This window comes from Williamsia herbipolensis, assembly GCF_000964005.1.
In the GTDB taxonomy this organism is placed as follows: domain Bacteria; phylum Actinomycetota; class Actinomycetes; order Mycobacteriales; family Mycobacteriaceae; genus Williamsia_A; species Williamsia_A herbipolensis.
Window position 1 is genome coordinate 139,046 of sequence record NZ_JXYP01000014.1, and the last position, 16,374, is coordinate 155,419.

The 16,374-nt window shown below is 68.4% G+C and carries 14 protein-coding genes; 9 read left to right on the top strand and 5 right to left on the bottom strand.

The genetic code is table 11. The annotated features are described in order from the left end of the window. Positions 1-259: 259 nt before the first annotated feature. Positions 260-1,366: a 3-deoxy-7-phosphoheptulonate synthase gene (locus tag TU34_RS06560; protein ID WP_045822049.1), complete on the top strand. Its 1,107-nt coding sequence runs from the start codon at positions 260-262 to the stop codon at positions 1,364-1,366. Here the strand turns inward: TU34_RS06560 and pdxR are convergent. Further along, entirely contained in the window at positions 1,252-2,727 is a 1,476-nt protein-coding gene (pdxR, locus tag TU34_RS22950) for a MocR-like pyridoxine biosynthesis transcription factor PdxR (RefSeq protein WP_150116428.1), read from the bottom strand. The two genes, TU34_RS06560 and pdxR, sit on opposite strands and share 115 nt — an antisense overlap. A gap of 46 nt (positions 2,728-2,773) precedes the next feature. Between pdxR and TU34_RS06570 the strand changes: the two genes are divergently transcribed. Continuing rightward, positions 2,774-3,253 (top strand): carboxymuconolactone decarboxylase family protein, encoded by a 480-nt coding sequence (locus tag TU34_RS06570; protein WP_045822050.1) that lies wholly within the window; start codon positions 2,774-2,776, stop codon positions 3,251-3,253. A 12-nt stretch (positions 3,254-3,265) separates the two neighbouring features. Here the strand turns inward: TU34_RS06570 and trhA are convergent, their stop codons facing one another. Continuing rightward, positions 3,266-4,021, bottom strand: a complete 756-nt coding sequence (gene trhA / locus TU34_RS06575; RefSeq protein ID WP_082079947.1) for a PAQR family membrane homeostasis protein TrhA — start codon at positions 4,019-4,021, stop codon at positions 3,266-3,268. A 154-nt stretch (positions 4,022-4,175) separates the two neighbouring features. On the opposite strand from trhA, the gene TU34_RS06580 reads away from it, so the two are divergent. Continuing rightward, positions 4,176-4,958, top strand: a complete 783-nt coding sequence (locus tag TU34_RS06580; protein WP_045822051.1) for an isoprenyl transferase — start codon at positions 4,176-4,178, stop codon at positions 4,956-4,958. Between the two features lie 23 nt (positions 4,959-4,981). Here TU34_RS06580 and coaA read toward each other — a convergent pair whose 3' ends face one another. After that, positions 4,982-5,914 (bottom strand): type I pantothenate kinase, encoded by a 933-nt coding sequence (coaA, locus tag TU34_RS06585; RefSeq protein ID WP_045822052.1) that lies wholly within the window; start codon positions 5,912-5,914, stop codon positions 4,982-4,984. Positions 5,915-6,086: 172 nt separating this feature from the next. Between coaA and TU34_RS06590 the strand changes: the two genes are divergently transcribed. The 3 genes from TU34_RS06590 to TU34_RS06600 are packed head-to-tail and all read left to right on the top strand — an operon-like array spanning position 6,087 to position 9,547. Next, entirely contained in the window at positions 6,087-7,313 is a 1,227-nt protein-coding gene (locus TU34_RS06590) for a hypothetical protein (protein WP_045822053.1), read from the top strand. A gap of 9 nt (positions 7,314-7,322) precedes the next feature. Then, positions 7,323-8,633: a serine hydroxymethyltransferase gene (glyA, locus tag TU34_RS06595; protein ID WP_045822054.1), complete on the top strand. Its 1,311-nt coding sequence runs from the start codon at positions 7,323-7,325 to the stop codon at positions 8,631-8,633. Between the two features lie 50 nt (positions 8,634-8,683). Next, a complete protein-coding gene (locus TU34_RS06600; RefSeq protein ID WP_045822055.1) occupies positions 8,684-9,547 on the top strand; it encodes an acyl-ACP desaturase in 864 nt (287 codons plus the stop codon). A 23-nt stretch (positions 9,548-9,570) separates the two neighbouring features. Here TU34_RS06600 and TU34_RS06605 read toward each other — a convergent pair whose 3' ends face one another. Further along, positions 9,571-11,211 (bottom strand): alkaline phosphatase D family protein, encoded by a 1,641-nt coding sequence (locus TU34_RS06605; protein ID WP_045822056.1) that lies wholly within the window; start codon positions 11,209-11,211, stop codon positions 9,571-9,573. Between the two features lie 347 nt (positions 11,212-11,558). Between TU34_RS06605 and TU34_RS06610 the strand changes: the two genes are divergently transcribed. From TU34_RS06610 to TU34_RS06620, 3 genes are all read left to right on the top strand, one after another. Further along, entirely contained in the window at positions 11,559-12,857 is a 1,299-nt protein-coding gene (locus tag TU34_RS06610; RefSeq protein WP_045822057.1) for a PhoH family protein, read from the top strand. A gap of 166 nt (positions 12,858-13,023) precedes the next feature. Next, entirely contained in the window at positions 13,024-13,704 is a 681-nt protein-coding gene (locus TU34_RS06615) for a L,D-transpeptidase family protein (RefSeq protein WP_328857502.1), read from the top strand. A 91-nt stretch (positions 13,705-13,795) separates the two neighbouring features. Beyond that, positions 13,796-14,836, top strand: a complete 1,041-nt coding sequence (locus TU34_RS06620; RefSeq protein ID WP_065973524.1) for a glycoside hydrolase 5 family protein — start codon at positions 13,796-13,798, stop codon at positions 14,834-14,836. Between the two features lie 75 nt (positions 14,837-14,911). Here the strand turns inward: TU34_RS06620 and TU34_RS06625 are convergent, their stop codons facing one another. Further along, positions 14,912-16,318: a class II fumarate hydratase gene (locus TU34_RS06625; protein WP_045822058.1), complete on the bottom strand. Its 1,407-nt coding sequence runs from the start codon at positions 16,316-16,318 to the stop codon at positions 14,912-14,914. Between the last annotated feature and the right edge of the window lie 56 nt (positions 16,319-16,374).

A 16,374-nucleotide genomic window follows, 5' to 3' on the forward strand; every position in this document is an offset into this window, starting at 1 on the left:
TGAGAAAACACAACAAGCCCGATTTGTCGTGGTGACGAAGGGCTCGTGTACATTCGCAAATGTGATCACCACCGGCTGCGCCTATTACTGGCGTTTTATCGAGGCTCCGGGTGGAGCCGTCGATGGAGCGCGTCGAGCGACGTAGCCAGCGAACCCCCACCCCGGAGCCCCGAGCAGTGACCGTCACGGTCGCTGCTTTTTGTTTGTCGGCGCCGGGGCGGATCGCAACGTGTGCCGTAGTCCACGAAAGGCACACCCCATGACCACCGACCTGACCGACATGGCCGCGGAATCGACGTCGGATCGACGTATCCGCGCCTTCCGGCCGATCCCCTCGCCGCACACGTTGCTGGCCGAACTCCCGTTGACCGACCGTCGTGCGCGACGGGTCGCCGCCGATCGGGCCGAGATCGCCGACATCCTCGCCGGCACCGACGACCGCCTGCTCGTGGTGGTGGGACCGTGCTCGGTCCATGACCCGGTGGCCGCGCTCGACTACGCGCGGCGGCTGGCCGTGGTGGCCGACACCCACGCCTCGCGTCTGAAGATCGTGATGCGGGTGTACTTCGAGAAGCCGCGCACCACGGTCGGATGGAAGGGCCTCATCAACGACCCCGCCATGGACGGCAGCTTCGACATCGAACGCGGGCTCCGGACCGCGCGGGCCCTGCTGCTCGACGTCATCGACCTCGGCCTGCCGGTCGGATGCGAGTTCCTCGAGCCCACCAGCCCGCAGTACATCGCCGATGCGGTGTCGTGGGGCGCCATCGGTGCCCGCACCACCGAATCGCAGGTGCACCGGCAACTCGCCTCGGGTCTGTCGATGCCGATCGGGTTCAAGAACGGCACCGACGGCGACGTACAGGCCGCAGTCGACGGTGTGAACGCCGCTGCGGCGCAACACGTCTTCTTCGGCGTCGACGACCAGGGTCGAGCGGCGGTGGTCGAGACCGCGGGCAACGCCGACTGTCACGTCATCCTGCGCGGCGGCCGATCCGGGACCAACTTCGACATCGACTCGGTGCGGGCCGCCGCGGACGTCCTCTCGGCGGCCGGCAACCCGCCGCGCGTGATGATCGACTGCTCGCACGCCAACTCAGGCAAGGATCACCGTCGTCAGGCCGAGGTGGGCACCGAGGTCGCCGCGATGATCGGCCGCGGCACACAGGAGGTCTCGGGGATCATGCTCGAGAGCTTCCTCGTCGCCGGTGCCCAGTCGCTCGATCACCGGACACCGGGCGAGCCGCTCGTCTACGGGCAGTCGGTGACCGACAAGTGCATGGACTTCGACACCACCGTCGACGTGATCGAGTCGCTGTCGGCAGCGGTCGCGAGAAGGTCCGCGAGCGCGGCGATGTCGGCCTGAAACCTGTGTTCGGGGGGTGTGGCGAAGCCGACCACGATCCCCCCGGACGGCAGTGGGGTGGCGTCCGGATGTCGGAACCCGTCGAGTCCCGCGACGACGAACCGGCGCTGTGCCGCGAGCTCCAGAGCCCTCGCCTCGACCGTCGGCGACACGGTGAGCACGGCGTGCAACCCGGCCGACATCCCCGACACCTCCACCCCGCGGGCCTGCATGGTGGCGGTGATGGCGTCTCGCCGCACCCGGTAGTGCGATCGGCTGCGCCGCACGTGGCGGTCGTAGGCACCCGATTCGATCATGTCGGCGAAGACCATCTGATCGACGATGCTGGCCGTCGCCTCGCGAAGCCCCTTGGCGCGCACCACGTCCGCCAGTATCCGGTCGGGCACCACGATCCACCCGATGCGCACGGCCGGCGACAGCGACTTGCCGGCCGAACCGAGGTAGATCACGTCCTCGGGAGCCAGCCCCTGGATCGCGCCGACCGGGTCGCGGTCGTAGCGCAGCTCCCCGTCGTAGTCGTCCTCGACGATGAGGCCGCCACGCGTACGTGCCCAATCCACGAGGTGGGCCCGCCGGCGGGGGTCGAGTGCGTGACCGGTGGGGTACTGGTGACTCGGGGTGACGACCACGGCCGTCGCCGCCGATTCCGCGAGTCGGGAGACGTCGAGACCGCCGGCGTCGATCGCGATCGGTGTGACCCGGGTGCCGCCGCGTTCGATGACCTCGCGGTGGAACGGCAGGCCATAGCTCTCGACGGCGACGGTGTCACCGAACACAGTGCGCGAGAGCAGTTCCAACGACTGTGAGACCGATGTGGTGAGCACGATGTGGTGTTCGTCGGTACGCACGCCCCGCACGCGGCCGAGGTATGCCGCCAACGCCTTTCGCGTCGCGAGATGGCCCTGCGGATCGCCCACCCCGAACGCGGAGTGAGGCGCCGCCTCCACAGCTCGGCGGGTGCTGCGGATCCAGTCGGCGCGGGGGAACAGTGCCGGCTGGGGCTGGCCGAGTCGGAAGTCGTACGCGGGGACCGCCGGCTGATCGGGGCGGGAGTACGGGGTGGTCGCGACGTGTGTCAGATCGGCGACGCGGGTGGCCGATCCGACCCGCGCGACCAACCACCCCTCCGCGATCAGCTCCTGGTAGACGCCGGCGACGGTTCCGCGGGCCATCTGCAGGTCAGCGGCGAGTGAGCGGTAGGGCGGCAGCGTGCTGCCCGGGACGAGACGTCCGTCGGTGATCGCCGCGCGCAGTGCGGCCGCCAGAGCGGTCCGTCGCCCCCGCGAACCGGGTGCGGACTCGACGTCGAGAATCAGGTCGGCACCCAGCCGTCCGGCCAGATCGGCCCACGAATTCGTCATCGGATTGGACTCTACTGCGTGTCAATCGGTCCCTAGCGTGGCTCGTATGACCACAGAAACGCACCCTGCGCCCAGCCGGCGAGTGGCCATCCCGGCGACCAATCCCAGGGTCTACGACGCGCTCGTCGCCCTGCAGGCCGCGGCAGCGGACGGCGTCGACGCCGAACTCGGCGAACTGATCAAGATCCGGGCCTCGCAGTTGAACGGCTGTGCCTACTGCCTGCACATGCACGTCTCCGACGCGACCGCCCTGGGCATGTCCGACAGCAAGCTGCACATGGTCGCCGTGTGGCGTGAGGCGCCGAACTTCTTCACGGTAAGGGAACAGGCGGTGCTCGAGTTCACCGAGGCCGTCACCCGCCTCGGCGACCGCGGGGTACCCGACGACGTCTACGCGCGCGCCGCCGAACACTTCGACACCCGCGCGATGGGACAGCTGCTCGCCACCGTCATCATGATCAACGCGTGGAACCGGATCGCCGTCACGAGCCGCTATCCCGCAGGTGCCGACGAACGGCGGGCCTGACGACGCCCCGGCTCAACCGACGGTGAACACCACGAGCCACACGGCGATGTAGTGCACGAGCGCAGCGATGACGGTGGCCGCGTGGAAGAACTCGTGGTGGCCGAAAGTGGACGGCCACGGGTCGGGCCACTGGATCGCGTACAGGACGGCACCGACGCTGTAGAAGAACCCACCGACCGCGAGGAGAACGACCACCGCGACCCCGGTGCGGTCGAGCAGCTGGGGGAGCACGGCGACGATGGTCCACCCCAGCAGCAGGTACAGCGGCACCCCGACCCAGCGAGGTGCGCGGGGCCACACCATCTTCAGGGTGACCCCGGCGGCGGCACCCGACCACACGACGGCCAGGACGATCCACTTCGCCGGCGCGGTGAGACCCAGCACGCAGAACGGGGTGTAGCTGCCGGCGATGAAGATGAAGATCATCGAGTGGTCGGCGCGTTTCATCCAGACGCGGGCACGTGCGGTCGACCAGTTCACCCGGTGGTAGGTGGCGCTGACCCCGAACACGCCGCACACGGTGAGAGCGTAGAGGCCGCACGCCGCGGCGGCGACCGGGCCGACCAGCGCCCACGAGACCGAGACGAGCGTCGCGCCGGTGACGATGGCGACGAACCCCGAGTAGAGGTGGATCCAGCCGCGCATCCGGGGCCTGAGGTCGGCGAGCACCGACAACTCGGCGACGTCGTGGGCGCGCGTACTCACTGGGATGTGCCCGGGGGATCGCCCTGCCGGAGGTCGATCCGTCGAGAACTGCTCGGTCACCATGGGTGCCGCCTTCCGTCGGAGTGATCGTACGGCGTGAAACCTACGGTAGCGTAGGTTCCTGGCTCGATGGTTCCGGTGACACGCAGGGAGGGCGAGTATTCTTCCGTTCCGTGAAGGCGATCCGTGATGACTCCGCCGCCGAGAGCCTGATGTCGTGAGACTGATCCCGACCGGTGTCCGCGGACCGATGTACCGGATCTACGAGAGCCGCCTCGTCCAGCTCATGGACGCCGAGCGACTGCCCCGGCACATCGCGATCATCTGTGACGGGAACCGGCGGTGGGCTCGCGAGGCGGGGTTCGAGGACGTCAGTCACGGCCACCGGGTCGGTGCCCAGAAGATCGCCGAGATGCTGCGCTGGTGCTCGGAACTCTCCATCGAGACCGTCACCATCTACCTGCTCTCCACCGAGAACCTCCAGCGCGCCTCCGACGAGCTCGAGGCGCTGATGGAGATCGTCCCCGACATCGTCGAGGAGATCGCGACCCCCGACGAGCAATGGCGGGTGCGGATCGTGGGCACCCTCGACCAATTGCCCGAACAGGTGGCCCGTCGGTTGAAGACCGCTCAGGAACGCACGATCGACCGCACCGGCATGCACGTCAACGTGGCCGTCGGGTACGGCGGTCGGCAGGAAATCGTCGACGCGGTGCGCTCGCTTCTGGCCGATCGGGTCGCCGAGGGTGCCGATGTGGACGATCTGGTGGCGGCGGTCAGCGTCGAGGCGATCGACGCCCACCTCTACACCAAGGGACAGGCCGACCCCGATCTGGTGATCCGGACCTCCGGGGAACAGCGACTCTCGGGATTTCTCCTGTGGCAGAGCGCGTATTCGGAGATCTGGTTCACCGATGCCTACTGGCCCGAGTTCCGCCGTGTGGATTTCCTTCGCGCACTGCGCGATTACGCTGCACGCAGCCGTCGCTTCGGGCGCTGAACCACACCCTGCACGCGTGCGATCTAGATCTTTCTCAGCCGGACCCTGTTGATCGAGTGGTCGGCGTCCTTGCGCAGCACCAGCGTCGCGCGCGGTCGCGACGGGAGGATGTTCTGCACCAGGTTCGGCAGGTTGATGCCGTGCCAGAGGTCGTGCGCGGCCTGCGTGGCCGCGGCGTCGGAGAGCGACGAGTACGCGTGGAAGTGCGAGTTCGGGTCGGCGAAGGCGGTCGACCGCATCGCGAGGAAACGGTGCACGTACCAGTCCTCGATGTCCTCGATGCGGGCGTCGACGTAGACCGAGAAGTCGAACAGGTCCGACACCATGAGCCGCTGCCCGGTCTGCAGGACGTTGAGGCCCTCGAGGATGAGGATGTCGGGTTGGCGTACGTGATGTCGCTCGCCGCGCACGATGTCGTAGGTGAGATGGGAGTACACCGGTGCGGCGGCGTCGGCGGCACCGGATTTGACCTCGGTGACGAATCGCAGCAGGGCGCGTCGATCGTAGGATTCCGGAAATCCCTTGCGGTGCATGATGCCCCGGCGCTCGAGCTCCTTGGTGGGGTAGAGGAAGCCGTCGGTGGTGACGAGATCGACGCGCGGGTGGGCGTCCCAGCGCGACAGCAGCGCCTGCAGCACGCGCGCGGTGGTCGACTTGCCCACGGCCACACTGCCGGCGACCCCGATCACGAACGGCACCTGGCGTTCGGGCTGGCTCTCGCCGAGGAACGTCGACGTGGCGGCGAACAGGCGTTGCCGCGCGGCCACCTGCAGGTGGATCAGTCGCGACAGGGGCAGATAGACGTCGGCGACCTCGGAGAGATCGATCTGCTCGCCGAGACCCCGGTGACCGCGGAGTTCCTCCTCGTTCATCGCCAACGGCACCGACTGACGCAGCTGCCGCCACTGGGCGCGGTCCAGCTCGATGTACGGGCTGGGTTCGGTCACGCGGGACACGCCACCCCTGACCGCCGGACCCGCATCCCCGATCGCCGTGTGGTCGGCGATGTCGCCTGGCGAGGAGGCCTGGAGGGGAGTCGCTCGATCCCGAGTGCGCGCGGCATGGGGACAAGTGTCGCGAACGTGACGACGAACCGACACCCCGGGGTGGCCCGGTAGCGTCGCCCGCATGGATGACGCCACCGATTCCGAGTCGCTGATCACCGACTACCTGCGTGCGGGCCTGGCGTTCGACCGGCTCGAGGAGGGCTTCGTCGACGCCTACACCGGTGATCCGCAGCTGCGTGCGCAGTCGCAGCGCGACGCTGCCCCCGACCCCGCGGAACTCGCCCGTCGGGTGCGCGGGATGCGCGCCGATGTGGAGGCGTCGGATCTGCCCGCCGCCCGGCGCGACTTCGTCGCCTCGCACCTGCGCGCGATGGAGTGTTCGGCCCGACGGTTCGCCGGCGAGGAGATCGGGTTCGTCGAGGAGGTGTCGCACTATTTCGACGTCGACATCGCGATGGGCGACCCCGACACCTACCGGGCATCCCACAGTGCGCTCGACGAGGTGCTGGCCGGACGCGGCGATCTCGCCGAGCGCTACGCCGCGCACCGCTCCGCCGACGAGATCCCCGCCGACCGACTCGACGAGTGTGTGTCGGCGTTCAGTTCGGCTCTGCGCGAACGGGTCCGGGCCGATCACCCACTGCCCGACTCCGAGGTCGTCGAGTTCGAGGTGGTGGGCGACAAGCCGTGGTCGGGCTTCAACTACTACCTCGGTGACTACCGCTCGAAGGTCGCGATCAACTCCGATCTCACCCAGCACATGGCGTCGCTGCCGCACCTCATCGCCCACGAGGCCTATCCGGGCCACCACACCGAGCACTGCCGCAAGGAGCAACTGCTCGTCGGGTCGGGGCAGCGCGAGCAGACGATCTTCCTGGTCAACACCCCGCAGTGCCTGATGGCCGAGGGCCTCGCCGACCACGCGCTGACCGCGACGATCGGTCCGGACTGGGGGCTGTGGGCGCAGGAGATCTACGCCGATCTCGGTCTGCGGTTCGACGGCGAGCGGGCCCAGCGCATCGCAACGGCCACCGGTGGCCTGCTCGGGGTCCGACAAGACGCGGTGCTGCTGCTGCACGACCGCGGTCGCGACAGCGACACCGTCGCGCAGTACCTGCAGACCTGGCTGCTCGCGTCGCCGGCCCGGGCGCGACAGATGCTGCGCTTCCTGTCCTCGCCGCTGTGGCGGGCCTACATCAGCACCTACGTCGAGGGCTATCGACTGCTGGCGCAATGGCTCGAGTACGGACCGGGTGCGACGTCGGTGGCCGCACGGTCGGCCCGCTTCGGTCGGTTGCTCGACGAGCCGCTGACCCCGGCGGCCCTGCGGACCGAATTGGCGCAATAGACTGGGCGCATGACCGCCCACGATGTGACCTCCGCGTCCCTGGCCGAACTCGACCCCGACGTCGCCGCGGCGATGAACGGCGAGCTCAGCCGTCAACGCGACACGCTCGAGATGATCGCGTCGGAGAACTTCGTGCCGCGTGCGGTGCTGCAGGCCCAAGGCAGTGTCCTGACCAACAAGTACGCCGAGGGATATCCGGGCCGTCGCTACTACGGCGGCTGCGAATACGTCGACGTCGTCGAGGACATCGCTCGCGACCGCGCGAAGTCGCTGTTCGGCGCCGAGTTCGCCAACGTGCAGCCCCATTCGGGTGCCTCGGCCAACGCCGCGGTGCTCATGGCGCTGATGGAGCCCGGCGAGAAGCTCCTCGGTCTCGACCTCGCCCACGGCGGCCACCTCACCCACGGGATGCGCCTGAACTTCTCGGGCAAGCTCTACGACATCTCGACCTACGGCGTGAGCAAGGAGGACTTCCGCATCGACATGGACGAGGTCCGGTCGATCGCGGTGGAGAACAAGCCGAAGGTCATCGTCGCAGGATGGTCGGCCTACCCGCGGACCCTCGACTTCGAGGCGTTCCGCTCGATCGCCGAAGAGGTCGGCGCACTGCTCTGGGTCGACATGGCGCACTTCGCCGGACTCGTCGCCGCCGGTGTGCACCCGTCGCCCGTGCCCTACGCCGACGTGGTGTCGACCACCGTCCACAAGACCCTGGGTGGCCCCCGCTCGGGTCTGATCCTCGCCAAGAAGGAGTGGGCCAAGAAGCTCAACTCCGCGGTGTTCCCCGGCCAGCAGGGCGGGCCGCTCATGCACGCCGTGGCGGCCAAGGCGGTCACGTTCAAGATCGCCGCGACCGAGGAGTTCGCCGAGCGTCAGCGCCGCACCCTGGAGGGCGCGCGCATCCTCGCCGACCGACTCACCGGTGCCGACGTCGCCGGCGCGGGGGTGTCGGTGCTCACCGGTGGCACCGACGTCCACCTCGTGCTGGCCGATCTGCGCAACAGCGAACTCGACGGCCAGCAGGCCGAGGACTTGTTGCACCAGGTCGGGATCACCGTCAACCGCAACGCCGTGCCGTTCGATCCCCGCCCGCCGATGGTGACCTCCGGACTGCGGATCGGCACCCCGGCCCTGGCCACCCGCGGGTTCGGCACCGAGCAGTTCACCGAGGTCGCCGACATCATCGGCACCGCGCTCGCCGCGGGCACCGACGCCGACGTCACCGCGCTGCGCAGCCGCGTGTCGCAGCTGGCGCTGGACTTCCCGCTCTACGACGGACTCGAGGACTGGGGGATGCTCAGCACCCCTGCGCGCGTCTAGAGGACGGGGTTCGTTTCCCTCCCGCACGGGCAGTCACTATCCTGACCAGCGTGACTTCAATCGCCGACGACGAACTGATCATGGTCCTCGAGAAGGCGCTGCCTGAGATCGCCGAGGAACACGAGAACAACTCGATCACGTGGAACCCGCACGACCTCGTGCCGTGGGACGAGGGCCGCAACTTCTCGTTCCTCGGGGGCGACGACTGGGAGCCCGGCGAGTCGACGATGTCCGACGAGGTCCGCGCGGCGGTGCTGGCTCTGCTGATGACCAAGGAGAACCTGCCGTCGTTCCACCGCGTCCTGGGGATCCACTTCCCGCCCTTCTCCGAATGGCGTGCGCTGGTCGGGCGTTGGACCGCCGAGGACAACCGCCACTCCATCGCGCTGCGTGACCACCTCGTGGTGACACGCCAGGTCGATCCCGAGCGGGTCGAGGCGCTGCGACTGTCGCACGTCACGCACGGCTACCAGCAGAACCCCGAGTCGCGCACCATGTCGCCGGCGTACGTCCTCGCCACGATGGCCGTCCACGAGAACCAGAGCGTCGCGTTCGCGAACCGTCTGGCCGAGAAGGTCGAGACCGAGAGTCTCGCCGGGATCCTGCGCAACGTGGCCAAGGACGACGAGATCCAGGCGTCGACGTTCGCCGCGTTCCTCAACGCGACGCTCAACGCCCAGCCCGACGCCACCGTCATCGCGGTGGCCACCGCTCTCGACAACGCCGTCCCGATCGGCGCCGACATCTCCGGCTTCGAGGCCGAGCAGGCCCTCATCGCCGACTACGGCGACGAGTCGGTTCTGGTCGGCGTCGCGAAGACCCTGGTCGAGCAGCTCGGTCTGCGTTCGCTCGACGGACTCTCCGACTCCGCCGAGGCGGCCCGTCAGAAGCTGCTCACCCGCGCGGACAGCTGACGCCCGCGGGCGTCGCGCTCCGGTCAGGCCGTCACGTCGGCGCGTGAACGACCGTCGGGGATGGTGACCGTCGCCCGACGGTGCAGCGTGGTCCGCGGGTCGGCGATCGAATCGGCGACCCGGAACTCCGCCTCCCACTGCGTCCGCGTGACGCGGTTGAGCACGTAGCCGCGCTGGGCGTTGCCGAACTGTACGTGGGGTGAGGCGGCCTTGAGCAGCTTGTCCGACGCGTCGCTGTCGGCGCCGTCCTTGCCCGAAGCGATCGATGTCCCCGCGAGTTCGATTCCCACCGTGGGGGATTCGCGGGTGTAGGTCGACCGCAGGTCGGAGACCACGTTGCGGTGGATGTCGCCGACGATGGACACCAGGTTGCGGACACCCCGCTGCCGCGCGCCGTCGAGGATGCGTGCCCGCGACGCCTCGTAGCCGCTCCAGCCGTCCATGCTCACCACACGGCGACCGTCGACCTGTCGCGCGAGGTCGGCGATGGTCGTCTGGTGGGCGAGCACGTTCCACCGGCGCCCGCTGTTGCCCAGGCCGTCGAGGATCCACTTCTCCTGCCGCGCACCGGTGATGGTGCGGCGCGGGTCGGCGGTCTGTGCGTCCTGCGGGGAATCGTTGTCGCCGTTGACCTGGTCGCTGCGGTATTGGCGGGTGTCGAGGACAGAGAACCGCGCGAGATCACCGAAGTCGAAGCGTCGGTAGGCCTGCACGTCGGCACCGCGGGGGCGTTGGGCGGCACGTACCGGGGTGTTCTCCCACCAGGCCTTCATCGCGCCGGCGCGGCGGAGGAGGAACTCGGGGATCGGTGCGTTGTCCTCCGAGATCGGGCCCGCCCAGTTGTTCTCCACCTCGTGGTCGTCGAAGACGGTGATGAACGGACTGGCCCGATGTGCCTGCTGCAGTTGGGGATCGAGCTCGTACAGCGCGTAGCGGTCGCGGTAGTCGTCGAGCGCCATCATCTCTCGGGCACATGATTCGGGCAGGGCCACCGAGGTGCGGCGTCCGCTGCCGACGATGCCCTTCTCGTACACGTAGTCGCCGAGATGGAAGACGACATCGGGTGCCGCTGCGGCCATGTCGGCGAACGCGTTGAAGTATCCGTCACCCCACGACTGGCACGACGCCCACGCGAACGTCAATGCCGCGAGCGGTGATCCGGGCGCCGGGGCGGTGCGTGTGCGACCGACGTCGGAGACGTGGCCGTCGGCGCGGAAGCGGTAGAAGTAGTCGCGCGCGGGGGCGAGTCCGCGTACGTCGACGTGCACGCTGTGACCGTCGGCCGCGGTCGCCAGCGCTACGCCCCGGCGCAGCACCGACCGCATCGCCTCGTCGCCGGCGAGTTCCCACTCTACGAGCACGGGTCGCTGTCCCATACCGCCGCCGCGGGCCAGGGGATCTGCGGCCAGTCGTGTCCACAGCACCACGCTGTCGGGAAGCGGATCACCCGACGCCACCCCCAGGGTGAAGAGGTGGTCGCCCCGTGAGGGGGACGGACCGATGGGTGCGGCGTCGGCGACGAGCCCTGGGGTGAAGGCCAGCGCGCCGGCGACACCGGTCCAGGTGAGGAAGCGACGCCGGGAGACCCCTGCGTGCAGGGTCTTGTCGGGGCCGACGGTGATGTTCGTGGCGTCGCGCGACGATGCGGAGAGACGGTTGCTCATGCGTACAACCCGACCAGTCTGTGCTGGACCGCTCGCGACCTGCGCACGACGCGTCGATGACCGGTTCGTGAAGATCGACTCCCCGCGCACCGCGCGGTGTGAACGCCGGCCGAACGGCGGTCCGCGGCGCGTTACGCGTTGTTCACGAACACGCGTTCTCGCCTGACGCGAAAGTCGACCGCGCCGGGCGTACGTTCAGCAGTGACGGACCGCGGGGAAGTGGTTCGTCCGGGAGGTTCTATTCGTGGTTTGGTCACACACCGCGAGGGGACCGGCCCCGGTCCCTGTACCGGCCCGGTCCTGTCGAAACTGCCTGCGCGGGAGCCGCGTCGGCCGAGGAGCCCTTCGTGACCACACGCACCTATGTCCTTGACACCTCTGTGCTGCTGTCCGACCCCTGGGCGGTGACGCGATTCGCCGAGCATCGCGTCGTCCTTCCCCTGGTGGTGATCAGCGAGCTGGAGGGCAAACGGCATCACCACGAGCTGGGATGGTTTGCGCGCGAGGCGTTGCGGATGCTCGACGATCTCCGTCTGGAGCACGGTCGGCTCGATATGCCGGTCCCGATCGGTGACGAGGACGGCACCGTCCAGGTCGAGCTCAACCACACCGATCCGGCCGTGCTGCCCGCGGGCTTCCGCACCGACACCAACGATTCGCGAATCCTCGCCTGCGCGTTGAACCTCCGCGCCGAGGGCAAGGATGTCGTGTTGGTCTCGAAGGACACCCCGTTGCGTGTGAAGGCCGGTGCCGTCGGCCTCGCCGCCGACGAGTACCACGCGCAGGACGTGGTGGTGTCGGGCTGGTCGGGGATGGCTGAGGTGGAGGTCGACTCCGGTGACATCGACAGGTTGTTCGCCGAGGGCGTGACCGACATCGACGCCGCGCGAGAGATGCCGTGCCACACCGGCGTTCGGCTCCTCGGGGGCTCCTCGAGTGCACTGGGTCGGGTGAACGCCGACAAGCAGGTCCAGCTCGTGCGCGGCGAGCGCGAGGCGTTCGGGTTGCGCGGGCGTTCGGCCGAACAGCGCGTCGCGCTCGACCTCTTGCTCGACGAGAGCGTGGGCATCGTGTCTCTCGGCGGCAAGGCGGGTACCGGCAAGTCGGCGCTGGCGCTGTGCGCGGGACTCGAGGCGGTTCTCGAACGACGAACCCACCGCAAGGTGGTCGTCTTCCGCCCGCTCTACGCCGTCGGCGGCCAGCAGCTCGGATACCTCCCGGGCAGCGAGGCCGACAAGATGGGCCCATGGGCGCAGGCGGTGTTCGACACCCTCGAGGGACTGGCCTCGACCGAGGTCATCGAGGAGGTCCTCAGCCGCGGGATGCTCGAGGTGCTGCCGCTGACCCACATCCGCGGTAGGTCGCTGCACGACTCGTTCGTGATCGTCGACGAGGCGCAGTCGCTGGAACGTAACGTCCTGCTGACGGTGTTGTCGCGCTTGGGATCCGGCTCGCGGGTGGTGTTGACCCACGACGTCGCCCAGCGAGACAATCTCCGGGTCGGCCGTCACGACGGTGTCGCCGCGGTGATCGAGAAGCTCAAGGGGCACCCGCTCTTCGCCCACATCACCCTCACCCGCTCGGAGCGGTCGCCGATCGCGGCGCTCGTCACCGAGATGCTCGAGGAGTTCGCGCCGGGAGCCTGAGCGCCGGGAGCCTGAGCGCCGGCAGCGCGGCTCGCGAGTAAGCCAGCTCACACGCCGATCGGTGACCGTATATCTGCTGTGTTGTGACCGCGCGGATATCGATTACCGGTCGGCGTGCTCGCATACTTCTCTGGTGTCTGAGTTACGTATGTGGTCAATGTTGCGCATGAGGTCCGCCCTCACCGCGCTGTCCCTGTCGGTTCTCGTGGTCGCCGGCGGCGCCCTGGGATCGGCGTCCGCCTCCGCCGACCCCGTGGTCGCGGGCCCGGTTGATTTCCCCTCGACCACGCAGATGGTCACCGTCTCGGTGGCCAAGCGATCGGACACCACCGGGACCCTGACCGCCTACGACAAGGTCGACGGCGTGTGGCGGCCGGTCATCGGGCCGGTGAAGGCGTTCGTGGGCTCGATGGGCATCGGCGTCCCCAAGGACGACGTACCGCGTACCCCCGAGGGCACCTTCGCCTTCGACCAGGCCTTCGGCCGCCAGGCGAACCCGGGCACGAAGATGCCGTACTTCCAGGCCGACACCCAGGACTGGTGGGACGAGTTTCCCTCGTCACCCACCTACAACACCCACGTTCGACAGGTCGCGAGCCCCGGCGGCGACAGCGAGAACCTCTACACCAGCGGCCCGGTCTACGACTACGCGGTCAACATCGCCCACAACCCGCAGCGCCGTCCCGGATACGCCTCGGGCATCTTCCTGCACGTCACCGACGGCAACCCCACGCAGGGATGTGTCGCGATCGACAGGGCGACGATGATCTCGGTCCTCAAATGGCTCGATCCCGCACGCGACCCGGTGATCGACATCGGCGTCGTCGGTGCAGCGCAGACGGCGTAGACGACACCGCAAAGAGGACAAGGCCGGTCATACGGTCGGACGACAGGTTCTCGATGCGCGGAATCCACGTACCCAATGCAAGAATGACCGCATGCAACGCTCTTCTTTGCGAGTCTTCATCGTCGGTGTGGTCTCCGCAATCGCTCTGGCGCTCTTCTCGGTACCGACGGCCTCGGCCGCTCCGCTGGTCCCCGCGGCCGGGTACGGCTTCACCGAGGGTGCCCTGATCACCACGTTGTCCCAGCAGGACATCGATCGTGAGATGAACACCGTCGCGCAGACCAACGCGAGTTGGTTCCGGGTGCTGATCGACCGCAGCACCATCGAGAAGAGCCCCGGCGTCTACGACTGGTCGGGCACCGACCGCGTCGTGAACGCGGCCCGTTCGCGCGGACTGCGGATCATCGGTCTCATCGCCTTCACCCCGTTCTTCCAGGGCGGCGGGATCCTGCGCACCGCACCGCCGGCGCGTGCCACCGATTTCTCCGACTTCGTCGGCAAGGCCGTGCAGCGCTACCGCGGCAGCTCGAACACGTGGGAGATCTGGAACGAACCGAACCTGCCGGCCTTCTTCGGTCTGGTGCCGAACAAGCCGCAGCGCTACACCGAACTGCTGCGCGTGAGCTACCCGGTGATCAAGCGGATCCAGCCGCAGTCGACGGTGATCGCCGCGGGTCTGAGCCGCATCTCCGGTACCGACTCACCGCCGCAGTTCATCGCCGACATGTACAAGGCGGGCGCGCGCCCGTTCTTCGATGCCGCCGCCCTGCACCCGTACGTGTTCCCGAACGGGATCGCGAACGCCCCCGACAACGCCATCTCCGACGTCGCCCGGGTGCGCGCACTCATGGTCGCCAACGGTGACGCGAACAAGAAGATCTGGTTCACCGAGATCGGCGCCCCCAGCAACGGTCCGGGCCGAGGTGGCAACACACCCGAGCAGCAGCGCGATCAGATCCGCGATCTCCTCGCCTTCATCGCGCGCCTGCCCTACGCAGGGCCGGCGATCATCTACAGCATCCGTGACTTCTCGAGTGATCCCCGCACTCTCGGCGATCGCGAGACCCGGTTCGGCGCCCTGCTGACCCAGGACTACAAGCTCAAGCCGACGTACTTCCTGCTCAAGAAGTAGTCACCCGCGACCAAAACAGCCTCCCGCGACCATCCTGATGGTCGCGGGAGGCTGTTTTGGTCGCGCCGGGTGTTGTTACCGCTCGTGGTCGAGGTTGGCCATCTTCAGCACGTCGAGGCGGGCGTCGAGTTCGGCTTCGGAGAGCGTGTCGCCGATCAGTCCGCGATCGATCACCGTCTGGCGGATCGTCTTGCCCTCCTTGAGGGCCTGCTTGGCGACGGCAGCCGCCTCCTCGTAGCCGATGGCCGAGTTGAGCGGCGTCACGATCGATGGCGAGCTCTCGGCGAGGGTCTTGAGGTGATCGGTGTTCGCCTCGAGGCCACTGATGCAGCGATCGGCGAACAGGCGGGACACGTTGGCCAACAGCTTCAGTGACTCGAGGACGTTGCGCGCCATCATCGGGATGTACACGTTGAGCTCGAAGGCGCCGTTGCCGCCACCCCAGGTGACGGCGGCGTCGTTGCCGATGACCTGCGCGGCGACCTGCGTGACCGCCTCGGGCAGAACGGGGTTGACCTTGCCGGGCATGATCGAGCTACCGGGCTGCAGGTCGGGCAGACGGATCTCGCCGAGACCGGTCAGCGGACCCGACCCCATCCAGCGGACGTCGTTGGCGATCTTGGTGAGCGACACCGCGATGGTCTTGAGGACGCCGGAGAGCTCGACGAGACCGTCGCGTGCGGCCTGGGCCTCGAAGTTGTCCTTCGCGAGGCTGAGGTGCTCGACACCGGTGCGCGACACGAGATCTGCGACGACCTTCGTGCCGAAACGGGCGGGTGCGTTGAGCCCGGTACCGACGGCGGTGCCGCCGATGGGCAGCTCGCCGACACGCACCAACGATGCCTCGACGCGCTCGATGCCGGCCTCGATCTGACGGGCGTACCCGCCGAACTCCTGGCCGAGGGTGACCGGCACGGCATCCATCAGGTGGGTGCGACCGGACTTGACGACCTCGCGCCACTGCGTCGCCTTGCCGACGAGCGCCTCGTGAAGGTGCGCGAGAGCCGGGATGAGGTCGGTGGCAGCGGCTTCGGTGGCCGCGACGTGGGTGGCGGTGGGGAAGGTGTCGTTCGACGACTGCGACATGTTGACGTGGTCGTTGGGGTGGACCTCGACGCCGTTCGACTTCGCGATCGACGCGATGACCTCATTGGCGTTCATGTTGGAGCTGGTGCCCGAACCGGTCTGGAAGACGTCGATCGGGAACTGGTCGTCGTGTGCACCGTCGGCGATCTCGGTCGCCGCGGCGATGATCGCATCGGCCTTCTCCGCATCGAGCAGCCCGAGATCTTTGTTCACCTGTGCGCAGGCCGCCTTCAGCAGACCCATCGCGCGGATCTGGGTGCGCTCGAGCGGACGGTGCGAGATCGGGAAGTTCTCGACAGCGCGCTGGGTCTGGGCCCGCCACAAAGCGGCCGCAGGAACGCGGACCTCGCCCATCGTGTCGTGTTCGATGCGGTATTCGGTGGCGTCGTTGCTCATGTTGGGTACCCTAACGGGCCGCCGCGCACCGCGCCGCGACAGCCCTCGTCGCCGCG

Excerpts from the sequence above, each read along its gene's own strand:
- TU34_RS06560 (WP_045822049.1), top strand. The coding sequence starts at position 260 with ATGACCACCGACCTGACCGACATGGCCGCGGAATCGACGTCGGATCGA.
- pdxR (WP_150116428.1), bottom strand. The coding sequence starts at position 2,727 with ATGACGAATTCGTGGGCCGATCTGGCCGGACGGCTGGGTGCCGACCTG.
- TU34_RS06570 (WP_045822050.1), top strand. The coding sequence starts at position 2,774 with ATGACCACAGAAACGCACCCTGCGCCCAGCCGGCGAGTGGCCATCCCG.
- trhA (WP_082079947.1), bottom strand. The coding sequence starts at position 4,021 with ATGGTGACCGAGCAGTTCTCGACGGATCGACCTCCGGCAGGGCGATCC.
- TU34_RS06590 (WP_045822053.1), top strand. The coding sequence starts at position 6,087 with ATGGATGACGCCACCGATTCCGAGTCGCTGATCACCGACTACCTGCGT.
- glyA (WP_045822054.1), top strand. The coding sequence starts at position 7,323 with ATGACCGCCCACGATGTGACCTCCGCGTCCCTGGCCGAACTCGACCCC.
- TU34_RS06605 (WP_045822056.1), bottom strand. The coding sequence starts at position 11,211 with ATGAGCAACCGTCTCTCCGCATCGTCGCGCGACGCCACGAACATCACC.
- TU34_RS06615 (WP_328857502.1), top strand. The coding sequence starts at position 13,024 with ATGAGGTCCGCCCTCACCGCGCTGTCCCTGTCGGTTCTCGTGGTCGCC.
- TU34_RS06620 (WP_065973524.1), top strand. The coding sequence starts at position 13,796 with ATGCAACGCTCTTCTTTGCGAGTCTTCATCGTCGGTGTGGTCTCCGCA.
- TU34_RS06625 (WP_045822058.1), bottom strand. The coding sequence starts at position 16,318 with ATGAGCAACGACGCCACCGAATACCGCATCGAACACGACACGATGGGC.